General features: G+C 63.1%; 10 protein-coding genes. 1 reads left to right on the top strand and 9 read right to left on the bottom strand.

Translation table 11 applies throughout. From position 1 onward, the window contains the following. Positions 1-64: 64 nt before the first annotated feature. The 9 genes from NLN62_RS30435 to NLN62_RS30395 all read right to left on the bottom strand — a co-directional run bounded on the left by NLN62_RS30435 (position 65) and on the right by NLN62_RS30395 (position 12,306). Positions 65-1,729, bottom strand: coding sequence for an NAD-dependent malic enzyme (locus tag NLN62_RS30435; protein ID WP_256575983.1), 1,665 nt, complete (start codon positions 1,727-1,729; stop codon positions 65-67). 171 nt (positions 1,730-1,900) lie between these two features. Beyond that, a complete protein-coding gene (locus NLN62_RS30430) occupies positions 1,901-2,899 on the bottom strand; it encodes a tripartite tricarboxylate transporter substrate-binding protein (protein WP_254113754.1) in 999 nt (332 codons plus the stop codon). A 96-nt stretch (positions 2,900-2,995) separates the two neighbouring features. After that, complete coding sequence (locus tag NLN62_RS30425) at positions 2,996-5,332, bottom strand: mechanosensitive ion channel domain-containing protein (protein ID WP_254111279.1); 2,337 nt, start codon at positions 5,330-5,332, stop codon at positions 2,996-2,998. A 682-nt stretch (positions 5,333-6,014) separates the two neighbouring features. Beyond that, entirely contained in the window at positions 6,015-6,872 is an 858-nt protein-coding gene (locus NLN62_RS30420; protein ID WP_254111278.1) for a metallophosphoesterase, read from the bottom strand. Positions 6,873-6,895: 23 nt separating this feature from the next. Further along, positions 6,896-8,188, bottom strand: coding sequence for an extracellular solute-binding protein (locus tag NLN62_RS30415; RefSeq protein ID WP_254111277.1), 1,293 nt, complete (start codon positions 8,186-8,188; stop codon positions 6,896-6,898). A 40-nt stretch (positions 8,189-8,228) separates the two neighbouring features. Continuing rightward, positions 8,229-9,071 (bottom strand): carbohydrate ABC transporter permease, encoded by an 843-nt coding sequence (locus tag NLN62_RS30410; RefSeq protein ID WP_254111276.1) that lies wholly within the window; start codon positions 9,069-9,071, stop codon positions 8,229-8,231. A gap of 5 nt (positions 9,072-9,076) precedes the next feature. Next, positions 9,077-10,018: a carbohydrate ABC transporter permease gene (locus NLN62_RS30405; RefSeq protein WP_254111275.1), complete on the bottom strand. Its 942-nt coding sequence runs from the start codon at positions 10,016-10,018 to the stop codon at positions 9,077-9,079. Beyond that, positions 10,011-11,186, bottom strand: a complete 1,176-nt coding sequence (locus tag NLN62_RS30400) for an ABC transporter ATP-binding protein (protein ID WP_254111274.1) — start codon at positions 11,184-11,186, stop codon at positions 10,011-10,013. Before NLN62_RS30400 ends, NLN62_RS30405 begins: the two co-directional genes overlap by 8 nt. A gap of 550 nt (positions 11,187-11,736) precedes the next feature. Then, the gene (locus NLN62_RS30395) at positions 11,737-12,306 is read right to left on the bottom strand and encodes a sigma-70 family RNA polymerase sigma factor (RefSeq protein WP_254113752.1); all 570 of its coding nucleotides are present in this window, start codon (positions 12,304-12,306) and stop codon (positions 11,737-11,739) included. Between the two features lie 246 nt (positions 12,307-12,552). Between NLN62_RS30395 and NLN62_RS30390 the strand changes: the two genes are divergently transcribed. After that, on the top strand, positions 12,553-13,269 hold the full coding sequence (locus tag NLN62_RS30390) for an HAD-IIA family hydrolase (RefSeq protein ID WP_051389841.1): 717 nt from the start codon (positions 12,553-12,555) through the stop codon (positions 13,267-13,269). The last annotated feature ends 2 nt before the right edge of the window (positions 13,270-13,271 follow it).

Below are 13,271 nucleotides of genomic sequence, written 5' to 3'. Positions count from 1 at the left end.
GGCGTTTCCACCTCAGATAGTGCCGGGGTGCTGACCGATCCGCCCGCGCGGGCGGGCGAAGCCGTCAGTAATGCGGCTCGTACATCTGCGACCGGACGAGGCCCATCACGTCATTGGGCGCGGGCCCGTCCGCAAGGCCGCGTTGATAGGCGACCTGCGCAACCGCCGCGGCGATCTTGGCGGAGACCTCGCGGATGCGTGGCAACGCCGGGTAGAGGCTGCCCTGATCGAGATCATCCTTGCCGACGCAGTCAGCGAGCGAATGCGCGGCGGCCATGAACATCTCGTCAGTCACGAGGCGCGACCGGCTGGCGATCACGCCGAGCCCGACGCCCGGGAAGATGTAGGAGTTGTTGCCCTGGCGCGGGACGAACGTCCTGCCGTTGAGCGTCACCGGGTCATAGGGACTGCCGCAGGCGAACAGCGCGCGGCCCTCGGTGTAGCGATAGGCGTCCTCGGCCGAGCACTCCGCCTTCGAGGTCGGATTGGAGAGCGCGAACACGATCGGATGCGCGTTGAGCTTCGCGATCGCCTTGAGCACGTCCGGCGTGAACGCGCCCCCGACCGCCGCGACGCCAATGATCGCGGTCGGCTTCAGCGTTTCGATCGCGGCGAGGAAGTCGGCGATCTGCCCATGGTCGTGGGCGTAGCGCAGCTTGTGACCGGACAGGCCGGCCCGCCCCCTGACGACAAGGCCGCGAGAATCCACCAGCCAGTTGCGCATCAGCGCTTCGGCTTCGGAAGCGCCCTCCGCCATCATCGCCGAGACCACGAGATCGGCGATGCCGGTCGCGGCCTCGCCCGCGCCGAGGAACAGGATGCGCTGGTCCCTGAGCTTGCCGCCGCTGACGCGCAGCGCCGAGAACAGGCCGGCAAGCGCCACCGCCGCCGTGCCCTGGATGTCGTCGTTGAAGACGCAAGCCTCGTCCCGGTATTTGTGCAACAGCTTGAACGCGGCGTGGTTGGCAAAATCCTCGAACTGGATCAGCACGCCCGGAAACGTCTTGCGCGCAGCCTGCATGAACTCGTCGACGAAACTGTCATAGGCTTCGCCCGTCAGGCGCCGTTCGCGCAAACCGAGATAATAGGGATCGCGCAGCAGCTCCTCATTGTTGGTGCCGACGTCGAGCACGATCGGCAGGCACTGCTCCGGATGCACGCCGGCACAGGCCGAATAGAGCGAGAGCTTGCCGACCGGGATGCCCATGCCGTTGGCACCGAGATCGCCGAGGCCGAGAATCCGTTCGCCGTCGGTCACCACGATCAACTTGGCGGGATAAGGCCAGTTCTTCAAAATCTCGGCGATCTGGCCGCGATCGCGCGAAGAGATGAACATGCCGCGCGGACGCTGGAAGATCAGGCCGTATTTCTGGCAGGCGAGCCCGACCGTCGGCGTGTAGATCAGCGGCTGGATCTCGTCGATATTGTCGCAGACGACGCGAAAGAACAGCGCCTCGTTGCGATCATGCAACGCGTTCAACGCAACATACTTCTCGAGGTCACTCGGCAGATTGCGCAAATTGATCAGGACGCGCTCCGCCTGGTCCTGCATCGTCAGCACGCAAGGCGGCAAAAGGCCACGCAGGCCGAGTGCGGCACGTTCCTGTTCGGTGAAAGCGGTGCCCTTGTTGAGCAAGGGATCGCGGAGCAGCGTCATGCCACGCGTCGAGCTGGAAGGCGTTGAGCTGGAAGGCGTTGAGTGGGCGGTGACCCGGTCAGGTCTATTCACGAATTCCCCCGAGAGTTTCTTTTGTCAGAACAAACATTGTCCGCCACCCCTTGATTGAGATCAAGGACATTGCAGGTCAAGACCCGATTGTGATCTCGCACCGCAGCGATGCACGTGTGATGAAGAATGACGCAGGCTGCATCAGGCCAGCCAAAAAGTTAATGCCGCGCCCTATTCCGCCTTTATGTCGGCGATCTTCACGATACGCCACCACTTGTCGATCTCGGCGCTCTGGAACGCTGCGAGTGCGGCCGGAGCCTGCTGCTCGCGTGGCGGGATCTCCTGACCGAGCTCCGCAAAGCGCTGACGGACCTTTGGATCGGCGAGCGCGGCCACGATTGCCGCGTTGAGCCGCTCGAGGACGTCCCTGGGCGTGTTCTTCGGCGCCCATAATCCGTGCCAGTAGGAAATGTAGAGGCCAGGGAGGCCCGCTTCGTCGACCGTCGGAATATCAGGCGCGGCGGCAAGTCGCGTCGGCGAGGTCACTGCAAACGCCTTGATCGTTCCGTTCTTGATCTGCGGCAACGAATTCGACGCCTGATCGAACATCAGGTCGATCTGCCCGGCTACGAGGTCGATCATGGCCGGACCCGCGCCCCGATAGGGCACGAACTGGAATTCCGTACCGGTCCTCGTCTTGAAGAACACGCCGGCGACGTGCGCGCCGGAGCCAGCGCCGGCCGTCCCGGCTGACGCCTTGTTCGGATTGTCCTTCAGCCAGGCGATCAGCTCCTTGAGACTACCGGCCTCCAGGGTCTTCCTGCCGACGATGAGCTGAGGCCCGCTGGCAACCAGCGCGATCGGTTCGAAATCGGCAAGCACGTCGTAACTGAGCTTGTAGATCGCGCCGTTCAGCACGTGCGTGCCCCAATGACCGATGGTGATCGTGGTACCGTCGGGGGTTGCCCGCGCGACGCGCGCGCCTGCGATGCTGCCGGACGCGCCGACCACATTCTCCACCACGATCGTTGCGCGAAGATCGGCCGCCATCCGCTCGGCAAGAATCCGCGCCAGCGTGTCGGTCGGTCCGCCCGCCGCAAACGGCACCACCAGCGTGATCGGCCGCGACGGGAATGACTGGCTCGTCCCCGGTGCGGCGAACGCAACGAGTCCGATCAGTGCGCAAATCACAGTGACAAAGCCGCGCAATCGGGCCGACAATCCACCCATCATTTCCCAGCCTCCCGCTTGCGCCCGCAGTTGACCGGCGGGCTTGTTTGTGGCGAGAAGTGAACGACGTCGCCGTTCAGGAGGCAAGGAAGAAGATCAGCCGGTCGCCCGCCGCAAGGTCAGGTTCGAGGCCGCGTCGGCCGGCGCGGCGATCTGCATCAGAATGGTCTGGGCGGAGGAAGCAATCTCGATTCCGTTTTCCTGGAAGCGCAGCTTCATGCGGCGGTTGAACTCGCGTTGAACCGGCCAGCGGCCGCTGTCGGTGCAACGGATCTGGCCGACGATCGACACCATGGAGCCGTCCACCTTGTCGATGCCCCAGAGCTCCAGATCGCCGCGGATCGCGGCGCGGAATTCCGGCTCCCGACGCATTTCATCGACGATGTCCTTGAGGATTTGCCCGGCGCGATCGGTATCCGCCTTGTAGGCGACATTGACACTGACCGATGCATTGCCCGCGCCACGGCTTGAATTGGTAATGGTGGTCACCGCGCTGAACGGCACGATGTGCACCGAGCCGTCGCCGGCGCGGAGGCGAATGGTGCGGATCGAGACATTTTCGACCACCCCCGTCAGCCCGGATACGCTGACGGTGTCGCCGACCTGCACCGTATTCTCGATGAGGAGAAACAGGCCGGTAATGAGATCCTGCACCAGCTTTTGCGAGCCGAAGCCGATGGCGATACCGACGATGCCGGCCCCCGCCAGAAGCGGCGCGACATTGACGCCGATCTCGCTCAGCGCGGTGAGACCGACGACGGTCGCAATCAGGCAGAGCAACACCGTCCGCAGCATCGGTTGAAACGTGCGCAGACGCGCCGCGCGGGCGTAGTGGCCCTCGCGCGACAGGGCATTGATCTGTCGATCCATCAGCGCATTGCTGGCCTCCCATATCGCAGCCGCGATTGCGGCGGCAATGCCGATGGTCGCGACGGCGGACACGAGCCTGCTGCCGATCTGGCCACCATAGAACCAGACGATGGCATCAACGCCCCAGACCTCCAGCACGGCCACAAAGCCGATAAAGGCGATGATACCCGAGACGATCTTGCGCAGCAGAGGCAGATAGCGGTTGGCGCGGATCTCGAGGCCGGGAAAGCGCTGGAGGATCTCCGGATTGATGCGGAAGCCGCGGTCGATCAGGCTCAGCGTCACCATGATGGCGACGCGCGTGATCAGCGCAACCGCGATGGTGCCGACGAAATACTGGAGCAGCAGCGAATAGCCGTTTTGGATGTTGAGCGCCCAGACCGCCCACAGCGCCAGATCGAGTGCAATCGCAGGATAGTGCCAGATGCTGGCAACGCGATTACGCACCCTTGCCGCAAGGCCCTGCCGGCCGGCCGGCGCGCGAATGGCCTCGGCGACCTGGCGGCGGCATTGCAGGATGATGACCACGATGAAGAGATGCACGATCAGCATGACCATGCGCAGCAAGGCGGCATAGCCGGCCCGATGCAGGCCGAGCAGCAGCGCCACATTGGCAAAGGCGATGCCGGAAACACCGACGCCGACGATGCGCCGCGCCCAGATCTCGATATAGGCCGCGGTCTCGGCGCGAACCGGAAAGAGGCCGAAGGGCCCCGCCAGTGCCCGGACCAGACAGATCAGTCCTCGCGAGAACGCATAGGCATTGACGACGGCGAGAATGACGAGGCGGACGGTCGCCGGCTCGCCGATCTCGGTACCCAGCAACGTCGTGGCAATGCCGACAAAGACGAACACCGGGAGCAATTCGATCGCGAGGCGGCCGAGCACGAAAGGCAGACGGAGCAGGAGTTGCCAGGCGCGGGCCAGACTGGCGTGGCGGCGATGCAGCTCAGGCTCGGCAGCCACGGACAATGGCGGCTCGATGATGGGGAGCGCTTGCGTGGGCACGTGCGGAGCCTGCGGCACGCGCGCCTCCAGGAATGCGACCGGACGCCTGATCAGGCGGAAAATCAGCCACTCGGCGCAGAAGGCGCAGCCGAACACCAGCGCCAGCTTCCACGCGATCTCGATCAGCAGATTGTAGGCGGCGGGGTCATTCGCCGTCCGCACGATCCAGTAGTAGAACGCCGGAAAATGCGTGAGTGTCCGCGCCATGTCGGCGACCTGACGCGAGATCTCGCCGATCTCCTCCGAGACCGTCAGCAGAAGCTGTGCGCCGAGCCCGTCGGCTGACAGCGAAGCGGGCGCCTTCTGCTCGGGCGCGGGTGTGGCACCCTGCGGCTGATCCGACACACTGGCGATTGCGCGCAGCGTATCGATCATCCGGGCACGCTTCTGATCGTCCTGCAGCGTGTCCAGTGCGCGGCGGGCCTGCTCCGGGGAGAGCGTTGCAGCATTGCCGGTCGCAGGCGGCGGCGCCGGTTCGGCGCGAGCACCGGAAAGAGTTGAGATCGCGAGGAAGATGCAGGCAGCGAGAAGCGCCGAAGACAGCCTTTGCGACACGATGAGTCCCCAGAAATGGCTAAGGCGGTGTCAGAACCGGCACCGCCTTGTGTACGTCCATGTCGGATCACCGCTATTCGCCCCGGTGCTGTGTCGGAAGTTTGCCGTCGCGGCGACTTTCTCTTGGCATTTGCTGCGACGCATGACACACAACGTCAACGCGTATGCGACCGGGCCGCCGTCTTCGAGGCAATGTCGAGCGCTCGCCACACAATCGTGCCCAGGCTCCGCGACGGAGAGCCGGACTACGATCGATGACTTGGTGATTTGCCCAGAACGCAGGAGAACATCTAACGCTTCGCCGGGCGATGGCTGCGCCATCGTCGCCGACAGAAACCGGAATGCTCAAAATTACAGCGCCGGGCCGGTAAGGGGCCATGCCTCACTGATGCGGCCCACTTAACCTTGACCCGGCGTGCCGTTCGCGGATGTTACCGCTATGCGATAGTCCGAACGAGCTCCATCGCACTTAACGCGGCTGGATCTGCGGAGGTGGTGTCATAGACCTCCCCTTGCTCATGACATGGACGTTACGCGTCGCGCTGGGCGACCGGTGACATGCTCCTCCCGCGACATAAAACTGTCAAGCGGGATCAATGGTGCAGCGAGCAAATGTGAAGTGACGGCGCGCGTGTTCGCGGATCGGAATAAAACGGTTCCACTGGCATTTGCGTCAACGAGGTTATCGACGGACTTGATTCACTATCGTTGCAAAATCGGGAAGCGGCGCCGTCCATTTCGATTTGGCATGGCGCCACGGCAGCGTCACGGCGAAGGGATCGCGACCGCCCACGGTCCACGTTAGAACGTCGCCCTCGATCTCCAGGACGGCGGTCGTCCCGGCTGGCTCGCCCGCAGTCGTAAAGCTCTCGGTCAACGATTGCAGCGTGATGTGCGGCGTGGCGTCCACGGTGCTCACCGTATTCCAGTGGACATGACCTGCGAGCGCGACGATCGGGCACGGAGCAGCGGCAATGACCCGCCGGATGTCAGCGATCTCGGCGTAGGTGGAATGCCCCGGATTGTTTTCGAAATAGTAGTTGCCGATCTGGGCATGCCCGGAGAGCGGCACGTGGCTCACGAGCAAGGTCGGTCGATCATCGGCCTCGAGAATATCCGAAAGCTCGCGCAGATCGCCTGGAGCGAGATGAAAGCCGCGTTCAAGCGTCAGGCTCACATCGGGCTGCCAGAAGACGATCCGCACGTCGCCGACAAGCTGGGAGCGAGACGACGTCGGGGCTCCCAGGATAGCCTCGTTCTCAGCCGCGCTAAGCATCGCGTGATCGTGATTGCCGCTGACGTGGTAACGCGGGATGCGGACGGCCTGAAACAACCGGGCGACGTCGGCCTGAAGCTCGCGGTCGCGTGCTGAACTTTCATCGGAAATGCGATCGCCGAGGTCGATCACGGCGCTGAAATCACCCTTGTCGACATCGCTGATGAAGCGCTCGAGCAACGGGAGCGCGGCCGAGCCCTTCTTGCTAAGGGTGTCCCGGCCGTGGTGAATATCGGAAATGATGGCAAGGCGTGTGCGGGTCATGATCGATCTCTCGCGGACAACCGTCAGCCCTGCTTCCGAGGCAGCAAGGCCTGCACAGTTTTCCCCATGTCGTCGAGCGTTGGGTCAGCGTCGCCCCGCTTCGCCACGATGGTCTGCAGGTGATCATTGATCGTATCGGTGACCCGCAGCGCGTTCGGGCCCGGGAACGCATACCACCCGGTGATCACGTCCTGCTGGCGGATCGAGATCATGTGGTTTGGATTGTCGCGATAGAATTTCGCGAGCAGATCGTCCCGCTGGGCAGGAATCGAAGTTGCCGGCATATATCCGGTCGCGTTCACCATCATGGTTGCGCCGATCGGACCGGTCGCAAATTTGATGAACTCCCATGCCGCCTTCTGCTTGGCGGAATCCTTTGTGAACATCATCGCGACGTTGCCGCCGGCCGGCAGGCGAGCATTCGGTGCAGACAAGGGATAACGGCCACAGGCCAGACGAAAGCGCCCACCGATCTCGCGATTGTAGCGCGCAAGCTGCGCCGTTGATTGCATGGAAATGCCCATGCGACCGGAGAACATGTCCTGGAACATGACCTCGGGCTTCACATCGGGCATCTTGCCGTCGTCGACCAGGCTACGCAGCACGCGGACGCCTTGGCGCCCCGCAGCCTCGGTGAAGCGCACCTTGGTTTCGCTGTCGTCAAGGAAGGCGCCGCCGTGCGACAGCACCAACGCCTGCCAGCCCCAATTGCCTGTGATGGTCCAGTCGTAGAAGATACCGGTGATGGTCTTGGCGGGGGCATGCATCGCCGCGGCGAGCTTGATGACCTCGTCCCAGCTCGTCGGCAGTTTGTCGGGGTCGCCGCCGGCCGCCCTCACCAGATCGGCATTGTAGTAAAGGATCGGCGTCGACAGGGCAAAGCCGATGCCGGTCTGCTTGCCGCCGACCTGGCCGAGCGACAGCAGCGTCGGCGAGAACCCGAGATCCCTGGTCTCGGGGTCGGCCGCCAGAAACGGCGCGAGGTCGACAGGAATGCCGCGCTCGTCGAGGGTGCGCTGGCGGTTGAGGCCCTGGAATGCGACATCAGGCAGCGAGTTGGTCACGGCGTCACGCAGGGTCCGCTGCATGATCTCCTCATAGCCGTTCTCCGGCGCACGCAGCGTCACCTTGACCGATGGATTCTTGGCCTGGAATTCCTTCGCCAGGGATTCCATCAAATCCTTGAACAGCACCGGTATTGAGTAGGCGACGCTGATTTCGGTCACACCGGATTGAGCGCGGAGAAAGGACGGCATGGCGACGGTGCCGGCAACCGCGGCGGCGTTAGAGAGGAACTGTCGTCGGGAGCGCTTCATGTTTATTTCCTGTCTCTGGAGCTTGATCGGTCCTTCGCCTTCACTTCACCGCGGACATGGTCATGCTGTCGATGAACCATCGCTGGGCGAACAGGAAGGCGACTGCGAGCGGAGCGTTGACCACGACCGCTGCGGCCATGAGGTAGCCGTAGTTGGTGCCGGCCTCGGCATTGGCGAAGAAGAGAATACCGAGCGGCGGAGGTGCCAGCTGCTCGGACTGGACGACGATCAATGGCCAGAAGAAGTCGTTCCAGTGCCACACCAGCGAGAGGATTCCGAACGACACCAGCGCTGGGATCGCAGTCGGCACCATGATGCGCCAGACGATGGCGAATTCGGAGAGACCGTCGAGCCGCGCCGCATCGAGGAGATCGTCGGGCACGGTGCGAAAGAACTGCCGCATCAGGAAGATGCCGAAGACCGAGATCGAGGGCGGCAGGATCAGCGCAAGATAGCTGTCCAATATGCCGAACTTCCACAGCATGACGTAGATTGGGATCGCGGTGACCTGGGGCGGGACGAGGAGACCGGCCAGTACGAGGACGAAGGTCGTCTCGCGACCGTGCCACCGGAGCTTCGCCAGCGCGTAGGCGCAAGGCAGCGCAAGGGCAACCTGAGCTACAAAGATGCAGACGCCGACGAAGAGGCCGTTGAGCAGGTAGCGCCCGAGCGGCTGCCTGGTGAAGGCCGCCGCATAGTTCGACAGCCCCTTCCAGCCATCCGGCAGCAGATGGAAATGCGGTGCATAGATCTCCCCTTGTGTCTTCAGGCTGATCGACACCATCAGGATGAAAGGTGCGAGCATCAGGATCGCGCCAGCCCCGAGCACGAGATGCCGGAAAAGTCCGAAGCCAAGACCTGCGAGATTCGTTCTACCCTTCATCCGCGTCATCCGTAGTGGGCGCGCTTGTCGAGAAGAGTGGTCTGCACCAGCGTCAGCAGCAGCACGATCCCCAGGAACACGCAGGTGAGCGCGGCCGCGTAGCCTGAGCGCAGGAAGGAGAAGCCCTCCTGGTACATCTGGAAGAGCAGCACGCTGGTGGACTTGTTGGGGCCGCCTTGCGTAAGGACCGCGATAGTGTCGAAGACCTGGAATGACCGGATCGATGTGATCGTCACGACGAACACGGCGGCCGGGCCGAGCAGCGGCCAGGTGACCAGCCGAAAACGCTCCCAGGCGCCGTCGACACCGTCGAGCGCAGCAGCCTCGTAAAGGTCGCGCGGGATGGCTTTCAGGCCGGCAAGGAACAGCACCATATTAAGGCCGACAGCTTGCCAGATTCCGATGACGCCGAGCGCGTAGAGCGCCGTAGACGGCGTCTTCAGCCAGTCGAGCGTCGGCAACCCAAGGACCGCGAAGAGCTGATTGACGACGCCGATCGTCGGATGGAACGCGAACTGGAATACGAAGGCCATCGCCAGCAGCGTCGCGGTGACCGGCAGGAAATAGACTGCGCGGTAAAACCCGCGCAACGACGTCCCCGCCTCGATCAGCAGCGCCACCAGCAATCCAAGCAGTACCGAAAGCGGCACGGAGAACGAGACGTAGAGCAGCGTATTCTTCAGCGAGACCCAGAACGACGGGTCCGCGAGCATCTCGGCGTAATTGCCAGGACCGACCCAGGCGATCGTCGGCGCACCGAACGTCCAATCGGTGAAGGAGAGAACGACGACTGCTACGGCTGGCCCCAGCAGCAGCAGCCACATCAGCATCACCGCAGGCGATGCGAGTATCCATCCGGCCAGCATCTCTGCCGCCAGGCCTGCGGGGCGCGCCGTTCCAGCATGAGCCGAAGCGCTCGGTGCCTTCAACGTCCCCGCCTCAGCCATGACGCACCTCGGCAAGACGCGGCACGGCGTTGCTCGCCGTTGCCCGAACGCGCCGGCCCGTCGCGTCGAACAGGAGGACACGCGATGGATCCGCCCAAATGCGAACGCGGCGCCCGACCGCGAGCCTAGCCGCATCCACGGGATCAGCGCGCATCACGACGGCGGACGCGAGGTTCTCGACCCCCACATAGACGAGCGTTTCCGAACCCAGCGGCTCGAAATGCCGCACCGTGCCGGTCAGCTCGGCTCCGCGAGCATTCTCGTCTTCGAGCGTCCACGCTTCGGGACGGATCGCGAGTGAAACCGGCGCGCCGGCATCGACCCGCGCCGATATCGGCCAGGAGCGGCCCAGTACTTCGACGCAACCATCGGCGCGCACCGTCGCTGGAATGACGTTGATCTCCGGTGTCCCGATGAAGCGGGCGATCTCGATCGTCGCCGGATCGTCATAGACCTGTTGCGGCGGAGCAACCTGGAGCAGGCGGCCGCCCATCATCACGGCGACACGATCGGACATGGTCATCGCTTCAGCCTGATCGTGGGTCACGTAGATGAACGTCGCCCCGAGGCGATGATGCAGTTCGGCGATCTCCGCACGCGCTTGCAGGCGCATCTTTGCATCGAGATTGGACAGCGGCTCGTCCATCAGGAAGGCAAGCGGCTGGCGCACCATGGCACGCGCGAGTGCGACGCGCTGACGCTGGCCGCCGGAAAGCTGCGATGGCCTGCGATCGTGCAAATGGTCAATGCCAAGCGCCGACGTGACGGCGCACACGTCGGCGGCGATCGCTCGCCGAGCCTCGCCTGCCCCGGGCATTATGCGACCGATCAGCGGCAGCCGCTGCAAGACATTCATGCGGCGCATGGTCAACGGAAGCGCGACGTTCTTCGCAACCGTCATGTGCGGGTACAGCGCATAGGACTGAAACACCATCGCCAGGTCGCGCTGCTTCGGCCGCAAGGCGTCGACGCAGCGGTCAGCGATCCGAATGCTGCCGCTGTCCTGGTCTTCGAAACCGGCGATGATGCGCAACAACGTGGTCTTGCCGCAACCGGACGGACCGACCAGCGTCAGGAATTCACCATGGGCGATGTCGAGCGACACGTCGTTCAAGACGTCCGCCTGACGGAACGCCTTGCTTATGTTCTCGACCGAAATCCGTGCCATCTGCCGCCTCCATGCCGCCGCATCATTGGCACCGTCGGATGACAGTTTCATGAATTTGTCTCAGTAATTGTTTAGTTATGAACTGAATAAAGCTCAGTCAATAACCCGAGGCGGAAAGGTGGAACGTGGATCAGGAGTGCGGACACGGAGCTATCTCGTCGATCTGGACGGGACGCTGATCAGCGGTCGCAAACCTTTGCCGCGACAAGCCTCTTAAAGTCGTTCGGCTCATTGACGGCGAGACTAGAGTGGAAAACCAGAGGCTATGCTCACGGCGAGATTGACGATCTTCTCGCTTGAAACTCTGTTGATCAGGTTGGTGAGATCGCCCTTGCTCATCGTCTGATCACCAAATCGCAAGCGCCGACCCAAGCGATGGTGTCGGCATGTTCCTCGCGGATAACGGCATATTCGCCGGCGAGCGAGATCGCGAGTCAGCCCCTCCTCGACCCAGCGCGCACGTTCAGCAGGCCCCGGCGTACCCTGGAAGCAGTAGCTCGACTTCATTGGCGTCTTCCGTCTTCTTCCAGCACCTTTTTGCTCGATCCCCTCATCGCCAACCTCGTTCAACGCCGGCGGCCTTCAGCAACTCGGCCAGTTTTTTCCGCGCGTAGAACAAGCGCGTTTTCACGGTGTTCTCCGGAATCCCGACGGTTTCGGCCACCTCTTCCAGGGCTTTCTCGTGGTAGTAGACGAGATCGACAATCTCCCGGTGCTCCGGCGAAAGCCCGCCCAGGCACTTGCGCAACGCTTCGCCGGTATCCTTCTTCGTCGTGGCCACTTCCGGGTCGTCGGACGTGTCCTCGATCGCGTGGGCAGCCTCGTCTTCCAACGTAAGGTCCCTCCTGCGCCGTAGCGCCGAGAGGGCCTTGAAACGCGTAATCGCCAGCAGCCAGGTTGAGACAGCAGATCGGCCTTCAAACTTGCCAGCCCGACGCCAGACGTCGAGAAAGACCTCGCTGATGAGATCTTCCGCAACCTGTTCGTCGCGGACGAGCCGAAGCCCGAAGCTGAATACCCTGACATGGTGCCGTCCGTACAGCACCTGCATGGCGCGCCGGTCGCCTTGCGCGATCCGCGCGATCAGGACTTCATCCGAAGCCACCCGTTGTTCGCTCAAGGTCCGTCTCACAGGATTCGAGCCGACCAACGTCAGGCACTCACCGTCGGCGATGTCGAGCGACACATCCTTCAAGACTCCGTCTGACGGAACGCCTTGCCGATGTTCTCGACCGAAATCCGGGCCATGCCCCGCCTCCATGTTGCCGATCATTGGCACCGTCGGATAATAGTTTGATGAATTTGTCTCAGTCCTAGTTTGCTTATAGACTGAACAACATTCAATTCAAGGGCGGAGAGGCGGAAGGTGAAGCAGGGATGGAGAGCACGGGGCTATCTCGTCGATCTCGACGGGACACTGATCAGCGACAACAAACCTTTGCCAGGTGCGCGGCGCATGCTGGACGCCTTCGGCGGACAATTCGCCCTGGTTTCCAACGACGCGGAGCACACGCCCGCCGAGCTTGCCCGGCTGCTGCTCCAGATCGGCCTTCCAATTGACCCCGGCCGGATCGTGCTCGCCGGTGCCTGCACGCTCGACATCATCGCGCAAGAGCGGCGCGCTTCGCGCGTGATGCTGCTCGGCAGCCCTGCCCTCCGCGAATATGGCCGAGGCCTGGGTCTGAACATGACAATGCTCGAGCCGGACATCGTCGTGATCGCGCGCGATCGCGCCTTCAACTATGACAAGTTGTCATTCGCGGCAAACCTGGTACGGGACGGCGCCCAACTGATCGTGACGAACCCGGATACCACGCATCCCGGCAGGGCCGGATCGGTCGTACCGGAAACCGGCGCACTGCTTGCGGCGGTCCTGTCTTGTGCCGGCGCCGTCTCATATCGCATCATCGGCAAACCCGAGCCTGCGCTGTTCGAACGAGCGTTGACGCGACTCGGCGTCAGTCCATCCGAGGCCGTGATGATCGGTGACAACCCGCACACCGATGGAGCAGGCGCCGGCCGGCTCGGAATCCGCTATCTTAATGTCGAGACGATGCAGCGTCTCGTCCTATCAGGTGATTGACA

It is taken from the genome of Bradyrhizobium sp. CCGUVB23, from assembly GCF_024199885.1.
In the GTDB taxonomy this organism is placed as follows: Bacteria; Pseudomonadota; Alphaproteobacteria; order Rhizobiales; family Xanthobacteraceae; genus Bradyrhizobium.
The sequence above is the reverse complement of the archived record's forward strand: the minus strand, read 5'-3'. Positions and strand labels throughout refer to the sequence as shown.

Excerpts from the sequence above, each read along its gene's own strand:
- NLN62_RS30415 (WP_254111277.1), bottom strand. The coding sequence starts at position 8,188 with ATGAAGCGCTCCCGACGACAGTTCCTCTCTAACGCCGCCGCGGTTGCC.
- NLN62_RS30410 (WP_254111276.1), bottom strand. The coding sequence starts at position 9,071 with ATGAAGGGTAGAACGAATCTCGCAGGTCTTGGCTTCGGACTTTTCCGG.
- NLN62_RS30405 (WP_254111275.1), bottom strand. The coding sequence starts at position 10,018 with ATGGCTGAGGCGGGGACGTTGAAGGCACCGAGCGCTTCGGCTCATGCT.
- NLN62_RS30430 (WP_254113754.1), bottom strand. The coding sequence starts at position 2,899 with ATGGGTGGATTGTCGGCCCGATTGCGCGGCTTTGTCACTGTGATTTGC.
- NLN62_RS30400 (WP_254111274.1), bottom strand. The coding sequence starts at position 11,186 with ATGGCACGGATTTCGGTCGAGAACATAAGCAAGGCGTTCCGTCAGGCG.
- NLN62_RS30420 (WP_254111278.1), bottom strand. The coding sequence starts at position 6,872 with ATGACCCGCACACGCCTTGCCATCATTTCCGATATTCACCACGGCCGG.